The organism is Demequina sediminicola, from assembly GCF_000975055.1.
Taxonomy (GTDB): domain Bacteria; phylum Actinomycetota; class Actinomycetes; order Actinomycetales; family Demequinaceae; genus Demequina; species Demequina sediminicola.
This window is the reverse complement of record NZ_BBRB01000004.1, coordinates 47866-63951: the sequence shown is the minus strand read 5'-3', so window position 1 is coordinate 63951 and position 16086 is coordinate 47866. Positions and strand designations below refer to the sequence as shown.

The following is a 16086-nucleotide window of genomic DNA, read 5'->3' as shown; positions in this document are numbered from 1 at the left end:
CCTTGTCGTGGACGTCGACTTCCTTCCTCCGGATCTAGTCGCGATCTCAGCCGGCGACGTTGAGGTGCACGACGCCCGGTCTGGTTCGATGCGCGCTGCACAGGTCGCTGCATTTGAGATCGCTATCACTATGGTGACGGCGAGACAGTGGGCCGCTGTGTCTGCTGGCGCCAAACGCGGAGCTGCGTCGGGGCCTGGCGTTCCCGTGACGGGAGTGACTTGGTTCAGCGCACTTGAGTACTGCCAAGAACTTTCACGAGTCTCCGGGTTCGCTCCTGCGTATAAGGAAGTCGACGGAATCATTCGGTGGGACCCCCTCGCTGACGGGTACCGCCTTCCAACAGAGGCTGAGTGGTTGAGGGCTGCTACGACGCTGGAGGGAATGAGCCTCAACCGCATCGCATGGACGGATGCGGATGTGGGGGATGGCCCACGACCCGTGGGTACCAAGGAGGCGAGTCCCGACGGGGTCTTTGACCTGTTGGGAAATGCTTGGGAATGGGTCTGGGACTACGCGGATCCGGCACGCTATCGCGATTACCGGGTGCTCAAAGGAGGCGGTTGGGCGGATCGTGCCTGGAGTTGCAGGCCGGGAGTGCGTCGCGCATCGGCGCCAGACGCAGTTCTCGAGGATGTGGGGTTTCGAGTTGCGCGGGGACCTGTGGTAGCCCAGGGTGGCGAGTTCCAGGGTTGGTCCGGCGCCAGGGACCGTGAGAGAGCTAACATTCGCGGAATGCTCCCGGTTGGGTGGACACCTTACCGGGAGCTGCTCGCGGCTAGTTCTTAGTAGGGGATGAGCCGCAGCACTGGTCCTGACACGCATCGGCTGTCTCTGCGTCGGAAGCAGTTGCCGCGGCTGGAGCGGTGACGATCCTGGTCGTCGGCGCCGAGTCGCCCGAGCAGCAGGCGTCCTCGGCGCAGGAGTCATCGTGTGCGCCCGCGTCGCCATGCAGGAGGGCGCCTGAGGTGGCGCAGCACCCGTCTCCCTTCCACGCCTCACGGCCTTCCTTGATGGCGAAGCCTGCGATCACGATTGCCGCGACGGGGTCTGCCCACCACCAGCCCAGGGTGGCGTTCAGGACAAGTCCCACCAAGAGAGCTGCGGAGAGGTACGAGCACAAGATGAGTTGACGGGCATCTGCGACCGCCGTTGCCGAGCCGAGTTCCTTGCCCGTGCGGCGCTCGAACCAGGCGGCGGCAGGCATGATGGCGAGGGAGACGGCCGCGAGCCAGATCCCTACTGTGGATACCTCGGGCGGTGCGCCAAAGACCAGGCTGCGGAGGGCATCGGCCGTGACGACTGCGGCGAGTGCAAAGAACGCGACTGCAATCATCCGCATCGTGATGTGTTCGCGCTTCTTGGGGTCGGGGGCAGAGAACTGCCAGGCGACTGCGGCAGCCGAGCCGACCTCCACCACGGAGTCGAGCCCAAAGCCAATGAGGGCGCTGGACGAGGCTACTGCGCCAGCACTGAGCGCGATGATGGCTTCAACGGTGTTGTAGGCGATGGTGGCGCCGACGATCCAGCGGATACGCTTGCGCAGCACGCGGCTGCGCTCGTCAGTCAGGGCGGTTGCGGTGGTAGTCATCAGCAGGTGCATTCCTCGTTGTCGCAGCATTCGGGGTCAAGGGCGAGGGCCAGTGCGAGCATGGTGTCGAGCGCGCTGGCGACGTCGTCGTGGGCAAGTTCGTAGTGTGCGTGGCGTCCACTGCGCTCGGCGACGACGAGTCCGCAGCCACGCAGGGTGGAGAGGTGGTTTGACATCTTTTGGCGGCTCACGTCGAGTTCTTCCGCGAGATGTGCGGGGCACTGCGGTCCGCCTCGGAGTGCAAGGAGTATTGCTGAGCGGGTGGTGTCCGAGAGCGCGTGACCTAGGTGGGCCAGGGCGGCGGTGTGCGTCGGTGTGGCGTTGCGAGAATCGCCGCAGTCCTGCAGTGCCGTCTCAGGCCCGCTGTCGATGAGATCCGTCATGGCAGTTAACGTAGTACATGATTCTCTGTATTGTCCAGAAAGTGCTGTACTGATGTGTGCTGACGGCCGCTGCGCCGCCACGCACACTCGTCCTCGACGAGGCGTGCCGCCTCCCCGCGTCCCGTGACACGAGAGTGGAGAACCCGCAATCCGTGGGTAGCGGTAGCCTTGACGCGCATCGGCGCAATGTTGTTACCGAGACTGCGTGACCCCTCGCCGTGACCTTGTGTCGCATCGGGGTCCCCATGACACGGCACACGCCTCCCTAGACCAGCATTTCCCAGAAAGCGAGACCATGACCGAGACGCCCCGCCTTGAACTGCTTCCCGCCGTTGACGTTGCTGACGGACAGGCCGTCCGCCTCACCCAGGGCGAGGCCGGTTCGGAAACCAGCTACGGAGACCCGCTCTCAGCTGCACAGGATTGGGTTGACGGTGGCGCGGAGTGGATTCACCTCGTCGATCTCGATGCTGCTTTTGGACGCGGTGAGAACGCTGCGCTGCTCGAGAGCGTCGTCAAGAGCGTCGACATCAAGGTGGAGATGAGCGGCGGCATTCGGGACGACGAGTCCCTGGAGCGTGCCCTCGCGACAGGATGTGCCCGCGTCAACATCGGCACAGCCGCCCTGGAAAACCCTGAGTGGACGGCCGCTGCCATTGCTAAGCACGGCGACCGTGTCGCAGTGGGTCTTGACGTGCGTGGAACCACCCTGTCGGGCCGCGGATGGACTCGCGACGGCGGCGACTTGTGGGACGTGTTGGCGCGCCTCGACTCTGAGGGCTGTGCACGGTACGTCGTCACTGACGTCAAGAAGGACGGCATGCTCTCCGGGCCCAACGTCGAACTCTTGCGCCAGGTGTGCGAGGCTACCGACCGTCCTGTCGTGGCCTCCGGCGGAATCTCAAGCCTTGATGACTTCGCCGTGCTACGGGCACTCACCAGCGAAGGCGTCGAGGGTGCGATTGTGGGCAAGGCGCTCTACAACGGCAACTTCACGCTTCCTCAGGCGCTCGATGTGGCGGGTCGCCCGTAGTCGACGTCACAGCCGGCGCGTAGCATCGAGGGTATGAGTGACGAGCCCATGAAAGAGATCCCAGAGTCGGTCTTCTCCGACGATGATGGCAGCGCCGATGCCGTGTTGGCCCAGGCGCTGATCCGTCACTCGCATGGACATGCGCCGCTTTCCGAGGTCGTGGATGCGCTGGCGTATGCGCGCGTGTTGATTCCCGTTCTCGCTTCCGGAGAGCAGCGATTTGTCGGTGCTCATGGACTCGAACAAGATGCGGTTGCCTCCACGGGTGTCGTGGCCGTCCAGATGCCCGATGGGCGTGCGGCGTTGCCGGTCTTCACGGACACCGACGCGGTGATGGCGTGGAACGACAAAGCCCGCCCCATTCCGGCGGAAGGTCCCCGTGCGGCTCTTGCTGCGATTGCCGAGGAGTGGTCGTCCTTGGTCATCAACCCGGGGATGGAGACCGTCGTGGTCCCTCGGCCCGCGGTGTGGGCGCTCGGGCAAGGGCTTCCGTGGCGCCCAGCTATCGAGGAGGGCGAGGTGCGAGCGGACATCGCAGATGCGGTGGCAGACGCCGTGACCACCGATGATTCGCTCCTGCGTGTCTCTGTCAGGCCTGGACAGGGCGCGGAGATTGCGGTGGTGCTGGCGCTGGTCGAGGGACTATCGCGTCCTGAACTGGATGTTCTCGTGGCCCGCGTTCAGAGCGAACTTGCCCAGTCTGACGTGATTGCCCAAAGCGTGGACAGCCTCGAGGTCAAACTCACTCAGGCGTAGCGGCTACGCATCGCATTCGGTGGGTTCAGGCACCAACAAGCTGGGTTGAGCGAGCAAACTGTTGAGTGTTGACACGGGCACAATGAAGCTCTGGTTGGCATCGTTCTTGGCGTAGACCACACCCACAACCTGACCGGACTCGTTCAGTACGGGCGATCCGCTAGATCCTGGTTCGACCACCGCTGAGGTTGCGAGCACTGTTCCCACGGCGCCGCCGATGGGGTCTTTGGCTCCACCGAGCACCACTCCGGTCGTGGTCGTCAGCCGTCCGCCATTGGGGTATCCCACCACAGTGATCGCATCGCCCTCTTCAGGGTCCTGCTCGGCACGTGCAGCAAATGCGCCACCAAGTGATGTGTCGGTCGTCACGATGGCGATGTCGGCGACGGTCGTCACGGACGCGGCTGAAACCTCGATGATTCGGCCGTCGTGCGTGGAAACTTCGACGCTGTTGGCGTTATCGATGACGTGACGATTCGTCACCAAGGTGAAGGCGTCCAGAGCGAACCCGGTACCAGTGGAGATAAACCCACAGCCGATGTTGCGCACGCGCACCGTCATCCGCTGAGCAGCACTGAAGCCGTCAGGGGAGAGGGCCACGTTGTTTTGTTCCGGCTCTAGCGTTGACACGGGAACCCAGTTCGTCGGCATCGCCTCCGGAGAGTCCGGTAGTACTGCGCACCCACTCAACGCCAGCATCGTCCCTGCGATAGCGGCGACTGCTCGCTTCACTCTGCCAACGCTCCCTGGAAGCGTGCTGTAGCGGAGTCAGCGGAGGTGCACAGCTGCTCAACGCTGTCTTCGTAGTCATTGATCTCAGCCGGCTCATACTCGCCCTCGGGCGCGCTGCGGTATACCCCGAGCTGTTCCAGACCATCGATGCAACTGTTCAACGATGCCGTCGCGGCCTGGCCAAAACTCAGTGCTTCTTCAAGGGTGGTGATCGCTTGCGACGCACTCTCTTGGCCATCAATCGCAGAGGCCTTCTCTGCGGAGAGGTCAAGGACTCGACTGTTGGACGCGGAGAGCTGTTCGGAGAGCAGGTCGATCTCCGATTGCTTCTCCATCACCGTCGCCTGTTCCTCGGCGATTTGTTCACCCAGGTCATAGTTTGCTTGGGTGAGTTGGTTCGCGTAGTCCTGCCACTCGGTGTTGACCTCGTACATCCGCCATCCCATGTACGCCGCGCCCAATAGCAGTAGCGTCAGCGCCGTTGTGGCAATGACCCAGGGTTTGCGGCTCTTGGGTGGGTAGATGGGCTTGATGACTGGCATGGAGCCGGTGAGTGGTTCCACGTCGCCCGTGACGGGGATCGGCCCTGGAGGGACGATGCTCGCAATGGGTAGGCGCGTGCGGTCCCCGGCCGATGCGTCGGTGGGCGTGGTGGCGTCTTCAGTCGTCGTGACATCCTCAGCGGGGTCGGCTACATCGACGGTTGTTTCCAATTCGTCGGTGGTGTCGGAGACGTGGGCGTCTTTTGCGCGCACGTCGTCATCGGCGTTGCCGTGCTGAGGAGTCAAATTCACCTAACTCACTGCCCCCGTGTACTTCTCGCCCGGGCCTTCGCCCGGTGCGTCCGGAATTGTTGATGCTTCGCGGAAGGCCAACTGTACGCTCCTCAAGCCGTCACGTAGCGCTCGTGCGTGCGTGTCGCCCAGGTCAGGCGACGCTGCAGTCACCAGCCCTGCTAGAGCGTTGATGAGGGTGCGTGCCTCGTCAAGATCCTGGTATTCCTCGCCCTCTTCAGCCAATCCGCATCGGAGCGCAGCTGCGCTCAACATGTGAACGCTTGCGGTGGTGATAAGTTCCACAGCATTGACTTCCGAAATGTCGCGGGCAGCGTTGGCTGCTGTGGCGTTGATCGAGTCGTTGGTGGGGGAGTGTTCCGTCATCGTGTATCCTTGTAAGTCGACCGGCCGGAAGGAAGTTCTTTCGGCACGCAAGTGGAGTCCACCTCCCACCCTAGGGCCAGCAGATGGGCCAGGGTTCCAAGTCGAGGCGCTCACCGCGCAGAACATGGTGGGTGTTGAGATGGTGGCCTTTGCTCGTGATCGGGCAAGGGCCTTTTTTCTTTGTCCGATGGGTTATCCGCACCGTCCACGTATAAGGAGCCACCATCAACGAGCCCCGCATCAACGATCGCATCCGCGTTCCTGAGGTCCGCCTGGTCGGACCACAGGGCGAACAGGTCGGCATTGTCCGTATCGAGGATGCGCTACGTCTGGCGCAGGAAGCCGAACTCGACCTGGTCGAGGTCGCTCCGAACTCGCGCCCTCCAGTCGTCAAGCTCATGGACTACGGCAAGTTCAAGTACGAGGCGGCCGTGAAGGCACGTGAGGCCCGGCGCAACCAGGCCAACACCGAGATCAAGGAGATGCGTTTCCGTCTCAAGATCGACGAGCATGACTACGAGACCAAGAAGGGCCACGTCATCCGCTTCCTTAAGGGCGGCGACAAGGTCAAGGTCACCATCATGTTCCGTGGTCGTGAGCAGTCACGTCCGGAGATGGGCCGTCGCCTGCTGATGAAGCTGGCCGATGAACTTCAGGAATATGGAGTCGTCGAGAACCACCCCTCGCAAGAAGGCCGCAACATGTCGCTCGTCCTGGGCCCGCTGAAGAAGAAGGCGGAAGCTAAGGAAGAGCAGCGTCAGGCTCGTGAGGAAGCCAAGGCGGCAGCCGTGGCGGAACGCGATCAGCGTGCCGCAGCCAAGGCCGCAAAGAAGTCGTCCGACGACTAGTCGGTAAAAGACGAGTCTGGAATCCACGCCGGGTTCCGGGCCTGATGTCAAGAAAGGGCAGTCATGCCGAAGAACAAGACCCACTCGGGTGCCAAGAAGCGTTTCAAGCTGACCGGTACCGGCAAGGTGAAGCACGCTCACGCCATGAACGTGCACAAGTTCGAGGAGAAGACCTCCTCGCGCAAGCGCCGCGTTGCCGGTGCGGCGATCCTCTCGGACGCCGACTCGAAGAAGATCAAGAAGCTGCTGGGCGAATAACGCCCGTTTAACGCAAGGAGTAACTCATGGCACGCGTCAAGCGGGCAGTAAACGCCCAGAAGAAGCGCCGCAGTACCCTCGAGCGGGCCGCAGGCTACCGTGGCCAGCGCTCGCGCCTTTACCGGAAGGCAAAGGAGCAGGTCACCCACTCGATGGTCTACGCATACCGCGACCGTCGTGCTCGTAAGGGCGAATTCCGCAAGCTGTGGATTCAGCGCATCAACGCTGCAGCCCGTGCGAACGGAATGACGTACAACCGCTTCATCCAGGGCCTCAAGGCTGCTGAGATCGAGGTTGACCGTCGTATGCTCGCCGAGATTGCAGTTCACGACGAGGCTGCGTTCAAGACGCTCGTGGAGACCGCCAAGAAGGCGCTCCCCGCGGACGTGAACGCCCCCGCCGCGTAAGTTAAGGCAGATACGTATGACAGAACGCCCCGCAGCACGGGCTGACCTGGTTCTCACCCTCACTAATGTGAAGGCTGAGCGCATCAAGAAGGTCGCCGCGCTTGCGGGGCGTTCTGCGCGTTCGCGTGCGGGAGCTGTCCTCGTTGAGGGCCCGCAGGCCGTTCGCGAAGCAGTCACCTACGCCGCTGAGCGCGTACGTGACCTGTACCTCACCGAACAGGCACTTGAGCGCTACCCCGAGATTGCGGACCGTGCCCTCGAGGCGGAACGGTTTGTGCACGTCGGCACACCCGAGGTCCTGGCCGCAATGAGCAAGGACGCGCGGGGCGTCGTCGCGGTGCTGGACGATGCCGGCACATCGCTTGACGTCGTCATCGATGCCAAGCCCACGCTGGTGGCTGTGCTCAGCAATGTTCGCGACCCAGGCAACGCCGGCACCGTGATCCGTGCCGCTGACGCTGCCGGCGCTGACGCGATCGTCCTCGTCGGCGAGTGCGTCGATATCTCCAACCCCAAGGTCATCCGTGCCACGGCCGGAAGTATTTTCCACCTCCCAGTCGTCCGCTCGTTGCCGTTTGAAGATGCTCTTGCTGAGCTCTCCGGCGCCGGGCTGCGACTGTTGGCCGCTGACGGTTCTGGCGAGGTAACGCTGGGCGGCGACTCCGCCGACGCATCGGCCCTTTCCGTCCCCACCGCCTGGGTGTTTGGCAACGAGGCCTGGGGTTTCTCAGACGATGAGCTCGCGCTCGTCGATGACGTGGTGCGCATCCCGATTTACGGGCGTGCTGAAAGCCTGAACCTGTCGACGGCCGCCAGCGTGTGCTTGTACGCCTCGGCACAGGCACAGCAGTCCTAGCAGTTCCCAGTAGTCGCGGGACACGTGTCAACGGCTGAGGCCCGGACACATTGCGGAAACACGCACGGCTTATTCTCGTGATCGAAACGAGGTGGCCATGACTGACGACATCACTGACTTGAACCTTCCCGGCGCGCGTGGGCGTGTGCAAGTGAAGGGTGCCCGAGGGGTGTTCTACACGATCCTCGTGGACGACGAGGTCATCACCCGAAAGAAGGGCGCCTGGCGCATCCCGATGAAGGATGGAAGCACAGGGGAGTTGCGGTCAACGGGCATGATTCCCGGTTTCCAGAAGCTTGGCTGGCAAGGCGAAGAAGTGTTCCAGTTCGGAGCGCACGCATCGTTGACCGAGCGCATCGTGATGTTCGCGCCGCTGTTGCTGGTGTTCTCACTGTCTCTCATTGGCCTAGTGCTGGGCCTAGTGCTGTTCTTTGTCTCCGTGCTCGTGGTGAAGAACGAGGCGATACCGCGCGCTCTTCGCATTGCTTTGCCCCTTGTGAACACGGTTGCGGGTGCAGTGATCATCTCGGTGCTGACGCTCGCCGTCTCCTAACGCGCAGCAAATCCGCTGGGGACACCAGTACCCGCCAGCGCGGACGCGAGAGCATCAGCCGCCGGTAGACTGCCTTGCGGACCCGGAAATCTCTCTGGAAAGCAGTCATGACTGAGCTCTCACCTCTAGACGCCGCTGGCGTTGATGCGGCCGTCGAGGCCGCCCTCGCGGATATTGCGGCCGCGGACTCCTTGGACGCATTGAAGGACGCCCGCCTTGCCCACACTGGCGACAAGGCCCCTCTGACGCTGGCAAACCGCCAGATCGGTCAGGTAGCGCCTGAAGACAAGGCCGTTGCCGGAAAGACGATGGGCGCATCCCGTGGTCGCCTGAACAAGGCTCTGGCGGAGCGACAGGCCGTTTTGGAAGCTGAGCGCGACGCCCGTGTGTTGGTGGAAGAGACCGTTGACGTGACCTTGCCGGTCAACCGTCACCTCACCGGTGCGCGCCACCCGCTGGAGTCCATGCAAGAGCGCATGTGTGACACCTTCGTGGCCATGGGCTGGGAAGTGGCGGAAGGCCCCGAGATGGAGGCCGAGTGGTTCAACTTCGACGCACTCAACTTCGATCCCGACCACCCCGCGCGCGAGATGCAGGACACGTTCTTCATCGACCCGCCTGAGGCTGGTCTGTTGCTGCGCACTCACACCTCGCCGGTGCAGATTCGCGCTGCCTTGGAGCGCCGCGACGCGCTCGCCAACGAGGGCCGCGGCATCTACGTGGTGTGCCCGGGAAAGACGTTCCGCACCGACGAGCTGGACGCCACTCACACCCCGGTCTTCCACCAGATTGAGGGCCTCGCCGTCGACAAGGGCCTCACCATGGCCCACCTCAAGGGCACCCTCGATGCTTTTGCTCGTTCGCTCTTTGGCCCCGACGCTGTGACGCGGTTGCGGCCGTCGTTCTTCCCCTTCACCGAGCCCAGCGCGGAGATGGATCTGCGTTGCTTCGTGTGCGGCGGCGAGGACACTGCGTGCAGGACCTGCTCGGGTACGGGATGGATTGAGTGGGGCGGCTGTGGCATGACGCACCCCAACGTGCTGCGTGCTGCAGGCATCGACCCCGAGGAGTACACCGCATTCGCCTTCGGAATGGGCATTGAGCGCACGCTCATGTTCCGCCACGGCGTGAAGGATATGCGCGACATGGTTGAGGGCGATGTTCGCTTCTCCCAGCAGTTCGGAATGGAGATTTAAGTGCCCAAGATTCCGCTTAAGTGGCTCGAAGAGTCCGTTGACCTCGTTGACGGGCACAGTGCTGAGGATGTTGCCGCGGCTCTGTCCTCGGTGGGTCTTGAAGAAGAAGGCATCGAAGGCGGCGGCGTGACTGGCCCGCTCGTCATTGGCCGGGTGATGACCCTCACCAAGGAGGTTGCCTCCAACGGTAAGACGGTGAACTACTGCCGTGTTGACGTGGGGGAGCACAACGACATTTCAGACGAGGACCCCGCTGGCCTAGTCCCGGGACACAAGCCCGACCACAAAGAGATGTTCCCCGCCTCCAAGGGCATCGTCTGTGGCGCGCACAACTTCCACGAGGGCGACTTCGTGGTGTGCATTCTGCCCGGCGGCGTGCTGCCCGGAAACTTCCAGATCGGTGGCCGCAAGACCTACGGTCACTGGTCCGACGGCATGATCTGCTCGTCCAAGGAACTGGGTCTCGGCGAGGACCACGACGGCATCATCGTGCTCGCGTCTCCATCCGGTGAGTCAGACGTGACCTTCCCAGGTCTGGTGAGCGAAGGCGACTTGGTGCCCGGCGCATCGGCCATCTCCCTCCTGGGACTGGATGAGGCCACCCTGGAGATCAACGTCACCCCAGACCGCGGCTACAGCTTCTCTGTTCGTGGTGTTGCACGTGAGTACAGCCACGCCACCGGTCAGGTTTTCCGGGACCCGGCCGATGTTGCTGTCACCGGCTCTGCAGGTGAGGGTTTCGCTGTTGCTGTCGAGGACCAGGCGCCGGTGCGGGGGACTGTCGGTTGCGATCGGTTCGTCGCGCGCCGCCTACGTGGGTTTGACCCGACAGCGGCATCGCCGGCATGGATGAAGCGCCGTCTTGACCAGGCTGGCATGCGACCCATCTCGTTGGCAGTGGACGTCACCAACTACGTGATGCTCGAGTTGGGGCAGCCCCTGCACGCCTATGACCTGGGCACGCTGACCGAGCCCATCGTGGTGCGCCGCGCCAACGCTGGCGAGAAGCTGACGACGCTTGACGATGCTGAGCGCGCGCTTTCGCCCGAGGACCTGCTGATCACTGATTCGCAGGGTGGTCACGGTGCGCGTGCGGTTGGCATGGCAGGCGTCATGGGTGGCGCGGAGACCGAGGTCTCGGACGCGACCACGGACATTCTTCTTGAGGCCGCTCACTTTGACCCGATCACCATTGCTCGGACTGCTCGCCGTCACAAGCTCGGTTCTGAGGCCTCCCGTCGCTTCGAGCGCGGTGTCGACACCCAGTTGCAGGTCGTTGCCGTGGAGCGCGCGCTGTCGCTGATGCAGGAGTTCGGTGGCGGTGAGATCGAGGATGTCTACACGGATCTGAACTCTGTCGAGGCACCGCGTCAGATCGCGATGGATATCGCCTTCCCGTCCAACCTCGTGGGTGTCGAATACACGCCTGACCAGGTGGTGTCCGCCCTTGAACAGGTGGGCTGCGATGTTGACCGAGACTACGAGTCGCTTCTCGTGACCCCGCCCACCTGGCGCCCCGACCTTACTGAGTCAGTCAACTTGGTTGAAGAGGTCGCACGACTGTACGGCTACGAAAACCTGCCATCCGTACTACCGGTTGCGCCCCCTGGACGTGGTCTCACTCACGGCCAGCGCGTGCGCCGCTCGGTGGCTCGTACGCTAGCCGAGTCCGGACTGACTGAGGTCCTGACGTATCCGTTCATTGCGGAGTCCCGTCTCGACGAGCTCGGGATTCCCGACGTTGACCCGCGCCGCGACATCGTCCGCCTCGCGAACCCGCTGTCCGCGGAACTGCCGATCATGCGCACCACCATGCTCGCGTCGCTCGTCGATGCGGTGAAGGTGAACCTGGGCCGCGGCGAGCAGGACATCGCGGTTTATGAACTGGGACGCGCCTATCAGGGCAAGAACATCGGCGATGTGCACGTGGCAGACCTCACGGACGGCCGCATCACTCCCGATGAGATTGCTGCGCTGAACGCAGTGTTGCCCGGTCAGGAACGTCGCGTTGCCGGCATCATGGCGGGCAACCGGGTCCGTGCTGGCTGGAACGGACATGCCACCGTATGGTCGTGGGACGACTCCCTTGCGGCTGTGGAGCGCGTGGCCGCTGCCGCCGGTATTGAACTCGTGGTGACGCAGGGTTCGCGCATGCCGTGGCACCCGGGCCGTGGCGCAACCTACTGGTTGGAGTCAGGGGAGTTCGTGGCTCATGCTGGCGAACTGCACCCGAAGGTATGCGAGACGCTCGGTCTCCCAGCTCGTTCCGTGGCATTCGAGATTGTGTTGGACCCGCTGATTGCAGCAGGAGACGGCACCATCGTCGAAGCTGTCCCCGTGTCTCAGCAGGTGGTGGCGAAGGAGGACTTCGCTTTCGTCGTGGCTGCTGATGTGGCCGCTGGCGACCTAGTTGGTGCAGTGCGTGCCGCCGGGGGAGATGTGGTCGAGGACGCACGAGTGTTCGACGTCTATGAAGGCGAACAGATCGGTGAGGGCAAGAAGTCCCTAGCCGTGAATGTGCGCCTGCGTGCGGCCGACCACACGCTGTCCGGAGACGAGGTGCTCGCGGTGCGCGAGGCGATCATCGCGGCGGCTGCTGAAAAGTGCGAAGCCTTCTTGCGTTGAGTTGCGTTGGGCACAAAACTTGTGCTCCGGGACTGGCAATGCTCGGTTGCGACGTGCCTGCCTGCCCCTGTCTGACAAGCGACGGCTTCATCATGTGAGGTCGGTGCGAAGCACTCTTCGGCGCGTCAAGACTGTGTGCTACGTTGGGGCGAATTCAGGTTCGGCGGGGCAGATGAGGGGGGGGGAGCCGCGTGTCTTCCGCGCACATTGATGCCAAGTGGCTACTACGTGCAGTCGATCAGTTCGATCGGCAAGGTCGGCCATTTGTTGAGGTTTTCCCGGAGCTCGACGCACTGCAAAGCCAGATCACAACTGTTGCAAGAGCGCGGCGAGCGGCGCGGCGCACGTCGGATTGGGCCATGGCGAACCGGCTCACGATAGAGATAGCCAATCTTCGCAAAGAGGTTCGTGAAGAAGTAGTAGCGCTATTGGAGCTCGATCTACCGAATGTGCTAGATCTCGTGGACGAGCCCCAGTCCTTGTGGGAGTTGGTGCCTGTTCGTGGCTTGGTGTCGCCGGCGGCGACTTATCGTCTCAAGGACACCGACCGCGCCCACCTGCTCGCGCGCTTTGTAGTCGAGACCGACCTCCGCGGAAATCTCTCACCCCAAGGCGTAGATCGCACCGCGCTTTGCGCGGCCCTTTTTTCGACTTTGGAAGAGCCGAGTCCCAAAGTGGTCGTCAAGACGGATGTCCAGGCCTTCTATGAGAGCGTCAGCCACGAGATGCTGGTTGAGGTTGTGAAGAACCGTCCGGACCTCTCGCCGACCGCGGCTGACCATGTATCCGCTCTACTCCGCAGTTTCACACAGACCGCCGGGGCGCGGGTGGGACTCCCGCGTGGCGTCGCCCTCTCGGCGTTCCTCGGAGAGCTGGTGCTCGCCGAACTCGACCAGAGTATCGGTCGCGACCTTGACGTGGTGCAGTACTTCCGGTATGTCGACGATGTGGTTGTAGTTTTCGGTGCGGGTGGGCCCAAGTCTCGACCTCAAGACCGGAGGCGCCAGGTTGTGTCGGCGATAGAGGAACTAGGCCTTAAGGCGAATCCTGAAAAGTCGCTCGCACTAGAACTCCCGCTATCCAAGTCGTCGCGGGTGCGGTCAATAGAGTACTTGGGGTACCGCTTTGAGTTGAGGTCCAACAGTGTTACGGCCGAACTATCTGAGAAGAAGATTCGGCGTCTATCGACGAGAGTCACGCGTGCCTTCGACGCGTTCCGATCGAGTTCGCGGACTGACGCGGACGGAAATCAACTTGTGCAGCGGATAGAGCTCGTCACGTCAAACTACCGACTAAGCGGGCGCAAGGCTCGCAGTTACGTGGGTTTGGCGTTCGCGAGCCCGTTGGTCGGATCCACTAGCAGGTCTGTTCGCGAGCTTGATCGCAACCTCGCGCTCGAGATCGCTTCCATCTCGTCTGACCGGGCGCTCATTGCGCGGCTCGAACCGCTGTCTTTTTCTAGTGGGATCGACGATGTGAGGTTCGTCAAGGTGAGTGCAAAGCGTATTCAGAGGCTGTCTTACATTTGGAGGAACCTTGGCGAGAAGTAAGAGACTGCGTCTCGCAAGGAGTCCTTTCACACCAATCCTCACAGAGACCACGCCCTTCGAGCTCCCGGTCTCGTTCTCGAACGTGGGTCTCTATGAGTACTTAATTAGTCGTCGAGCGAAGTTCACTTCGTCGGGCATCGACCTGGGTCCGCGTGACCCTGTCAATTACCTCCTTGTCAGCATCCTTTTTGGCAAAGAGCCCCACATCGATACGAAACAACGAGACAACCCCATGTCCGTCAAACTACCGCTGAAACGGACTTCGCCGTTGCGGTACAGAGTGCGTCACGACAGGCACGGATACCGCGAGTTGTCTGTACCGCACCCCGGCGCCCAGATTGCAGTAGCGCACTTCTACGATCGCTATGGCCCCGCGATGCTTCAGTATTTGCGTCGCCCCAGCTTCTCGGTGAGAACGCCGGTTCGTCGAGCATCCGTAGTCTCGGTGCGGGACTCAATATTTAGCCGGTTCGAGGACAAAGCACGCCACGGTGTTGAGTCTGACGCGAGGGAGTACGAGTTCCTAACCTCGTACTACCGCTACCGCGAGCACCGATTCATCTTCAAGCTCTTTAGCTCCGCCAAGTTTCGGCGTCTCGAGCGGAAGTTTCCGTACGTGCTCGCCCTCGACGTTGAACGGTGCTTCGAGAGCTTCTACACACATAGTGCGTCGTGGGCATATGACGGTCGTGAGCGAGTCAAGCGAAAATCAACGAGTATTTCGCGCTACCAGGGCTCACTGGGGGACCGAATGGATCGGACCATGCAGTCCATGAACGATCTTGAGACCCGCGGTCTACTGATTGGGCCGGAGTTTTCAAGACTGTTCGCAGAGGTTGTGTTCCAGTCTGCAGATCGCGAGATTGAAGATGCGTTGCGCGCGTCAGGACTGTCAAGGGGCGATGATTTCGAGATCCTTCGGTATGTCGACGACTACTTTGCATTCGCGTCAACTGAAGAAGTAGCGCATCGAGTTCAATCTGCGGTGGATCGAGTGCTGAGCTCGTACCGTCTCTACTTGAATCATGACAAGAGCGATCTCTCGGCCACTCCACGTCTGAATCAACTGGATTCCTCGCGTGCAGCGGTGCGCACGATCGTGGGTGAGAACCTCTATGTCGAGTATCGCGAAGAAACCGGCAACCACCGCACGGTGGGGCGGGTCGTGGCCCGGACGAACAGAATCCGGCAGGAGATTTCCGGTGTCATCTCCCAGTCGACTGACGTAGCAGGCCCCCTCGCCTCTTACGCGGTCTCACTGCTTGAGGAGCGTGCATCTGGCGTCCTTTCCGAACTACTAACGTACGTAGATAGATACTCTGCTCTGCCTGCCAACGTGGGCGTGGAACTCACCCGCAACCTTTCTGACCTAGTCGAGCTCTACTTCTGGCTCTACGATCTGGCGCCTCGCGTGGCAAACGCTGTCAAGGTCGTTCGTTCGCTCGCGGAAGTGAGGAAGGCGTGTGCGGTGCTAGTGCCTTTCCGCGCGAATCGTCGCGAACTGGATACCCGCATCGCAGAGGCGTGTATAGCGACGATGGAAAGGTTCGAGTTGACGGAAGACAATTCGATCGAGTCGCTCTTCTTTCTTGATCTGATGGCTGACGCTTGGGTCGACACTCGACTGGCGGAGCGTGCCCTTCGCGCAGTTGGGGTTCGGCGCGATGCACGACCCCAGGTGCCTACTTGGTTCAATCCACTAGTGGTGTTCGAGTTGATGCGGGTCGCCTCCAGGTCCACGGACCTGGCATGGGCACACCGTGCGCTCGCAGACCATGCACTCGCTAAAGTGCAGGCGAGGGAGCACGACGATGTTCCCGATGCCTCGGTCACCTTCTTCGCGCTCGGCCTCCTGGCGTCGCCTTTCGTGGGCGAAGCCACCAAACTGAAGGTTGCACGTTCATTCAGCCCGCAAACCAAAATGAGCGATGTAAGCGTCGCCGCGGGCGTCGCGTCCAATTGGTTCGTTGAGTGGGGACAGATTGACCTTCACGAGCGGCTCCTGCGGAAACGCGTCAGGGACATATACTGAAGGCGCGCCCGCATCACTTGTTGCGTCTTGCGGCAAGTACACACCAGCGCACGGGCACCGGCTGACGCGGAAGCCACGTTCCTGGGACGCGGCACTCTTGCTTCGACT

The 16086-nt window shown here is 62.1% G+C and carries 17 protein-coding genes; 12 read left to right on the top strand and 5 right to left on the bottom strand.

The window, feature by feature from the left end:
* Positions 1 to 7 precede the first annotated feature (7 nt).
* Positions 8 to 787: a formylglycine-generating enzyme family protein gene (locus AOP79_RS08810; RefSeq protein ID WP_152648083.1), complete on the top strand. Its 780-nt coding sequence runs from the start codon at positions 8 to 10 to the stop codon at positions 785 to 787.
* Here AOP79_RS08810 and AOP79_RS08805 read toward each other — a convergent pair.
* Together AOP79_RS08805 and AOP79_RS08800 are read right to left on the bottom strand one after the other, a co-directional pair.
* Positions 777 to 1589: a cation diffusion facilitator family transporter gene (locus AOP79_RS08805; protein ID WP_062072699.1), complete on the bottom strand. Its 813-nt coding sequence runs from the start codon at positions 1587 to 1589 to the stop codon at positions 777 to 779. The two genes, AOP79_RS08810 and AOP79_RS08805, sit on opposite strands and share 11 nt — an antisense overlap.
* Positions 1589 to 1972 carry an ArsR/SmtB family transcription factor gene (locus AOP79_RS08800; protein WP_082093503.1) on the bottom strand — a complete coding sequence of 128 codons (384 nt, stop codon included), beginning with the start codon at positions 1970 to 1972 and terminating at the stop codon, positions 1589 to 1591. Before AOP79_RS08800 ends, AOP79_RS08805 begins: the two co-directional genes overlap by 1 nt.
* A 295-nt stretch (positions 1973 to 2267) precedes the next feature.
* On the opposite strand from AOP79_RS08800, the gene priA reads away from it, so the two are divergent.
* Entirely contained in the window at positions 2268 to 3005 is a 738-nt protein-coding gene (gene priA, locus AOP79_RS08795) for a bifunctional 1-(5-phosphoribosyl)-5-((5-phosphoribosylamino)methylideneamino)imidazole-4-carboxamide isomerase/phosphoribosylanthranilate isomerase PriA (protein WP_062072697.1), read from the top strand.
* Positions 3006 to 3038: 33 nt separating this feature from the next.
* Entirely contained in the window at positions 3039 to 3761 is a 723-nt protein-coding gene (locus AOP79_RS08790; RefSeq protein ID WP_062072695.1) for an SseB family protein, read from the top strand.
* Between the two features lie 3 nt (positions 3762 to 3764).
* Here the strand turns inward: AOP79_RS08790 and AOP79_RS08785 are convergent, their stop codons facing one another.
* From AOP79_RS08785 to AOP79_RS08775, 3 genes are read right to left on the bottom strand one after another with little or no spacing between them, the layout of a single operon-like run.
* Positions 3765 to 4493 carry a S1 family peptidase gene (locus tag AOP79_RS08785; protein ID WP_236683340.1) on the bottom strand — a complete coding sequence of 243 codons (729 nt, stop codon included), beginning with the start codon at positions 4491 to 4493 and terminating at the stop codon, positions 3765 to 3767.
* Positions 4490 to 5281 (bottom strand): hypothetical protein, encoded by a 792-nt coding sequence (locus AOP79_RS08780; protein ID WP_152648082.1) that lies wholly within the window; start codon positions 5279 to 5281, stop codon positions 4490 to 4492. Before AOP79_RS08780 ends, AOP79_RS08785 begins: the two co-directional genes overlap by 4 nt.
* A 6-nt stretch (positions 5282 to 5287) precedes the next feature.
* Positions 5288 to 5653: a DUF1844 domain-containing protein gene (locus AOP79_RS08775; protein ID WP_062072691.1), complete on the bottom strand. Its 366-nt coding sequence runs from the start codon at positions 5651 to 5653 to the stop codon at positions 5288 to 5290.
* A gap of 224 nt (positions 5654 to 5877) precedes the next feature.
* Between AOP79_RS08775 and infC the strand changes: the two genes are divergently transcribed.
* The 9 genes from infC (at position 5878) to drt3b (ending at position 15978) form a co-directional block, all read left to right on the top strand.
* Positions 5878 to 6501, top strand: coding sequence for a translation initiation factor IF-3 (infC, locus tag AOP79_RS08770; protein ID WP_082093502.1), 624 nt, complete (start codon positions 5878 to 5880; stop codon positions 6499 to 6501).
* A 63-nt stretch (positions 6502 to 6564) separates the two neighbouring features.
* Positions 6565 to 6759: a 50S ribosomal protein L35 gene (gene rpmI, locus AOP79_RS08765; RefSeq protein WP_062072686.1), complete on the top strand. Its 195-nt coding sequence runs from the start codon at positions 6565 to 6567 to the stop codon at positions 6757 to 6759.
* A 26-nt stretch (positions 6760 to 6785) separates the two neighbouring features.
* Positions 6786 to 7166: a 50S ribosomal protein L20 gene (gene rplT / locus AOP79_RS08760; RefSeq protein WP_062072684.1), complete on the top strand. Its 381-nt coding sequence runs from the start codon at positions 6786 to 6788 to the stop codon at positions 7164 to 7166.
* 16 nt (positions 7167 to 7182) lie between these two features.
* On the top strand, positions 7183 to 8022 hold the full coding sequence (locus tag AOP79_RS08755; RefSeq protein WP_062072682.1) for a TrmH family RNA methyltransferase: 840 nt from the start codon (positions 7183 to 7185) through the stop codon (positions 8020 to 8022).
* Between the two features lie 97 nt (positions 8023 to 8119).
* Positions 8120 to 8575, top strand: coding sequence for a hypothetical protein (locus AOP79_RS08750; protein WP_062072680.1), 456 nt, complete (start codon positions 8120 to 8122; stop codon positions 8573 to 8575).
* Between the two features lie 107 nt (positions 8576 to 8682).
* A complete protein-coding gene (gene pheS, locus AOP79_RS08745) occupies positions 8683 to 9771 on the top strand; it encodes a phenylalanine--tRNA ligase subunit alpha (protein ID WP_062072678.1) in 1089 nt (362 codons plus the stop codon).
* Positions 9772 to 12396, top strand: a complete 2625-nt coding sequence (pheT, locus tag AOP79_RS08740) for a phenylalanine--tRNA ligase subunit beta (RefSeq protein ID WP_062072676.1) — start codon at positions 9772 to 9774, stop codon at positions 12394 to 12396.
* A gap of 191 nt (positions 12397 to 12587) precedes the next feature.
* Positions 12588 to 13946, top strand: coding sequence for an antiviral reverse transcriptase Drt3a (gene drt3a / locus AOP79_RS08735; protein WP_062072674.1), 1359 nt, complete (start codon positions 12588 to 12590; stop codon positions 13944 to 13946).
* Positions 13891 to 15978 carry an antiviral reverse transcriptase Drt3b gene (gene drt3b, locus AOP79_RS08730; protein WP_304512071.1) on the top strand — a complete coding sequence of 696 codons (2088 nt, stop codon included), beginning with the start codon at positions 13891 to 13893 and terminating at the stop codon, positions 15976 to 15978. The genes drt3a and drt3b overlap by 56 nt, the downstream gene beginning before the upstream one ends.
* The last annotated feature ends 108 nt before the right edge of the window (positions 15979 to 16086 follow it).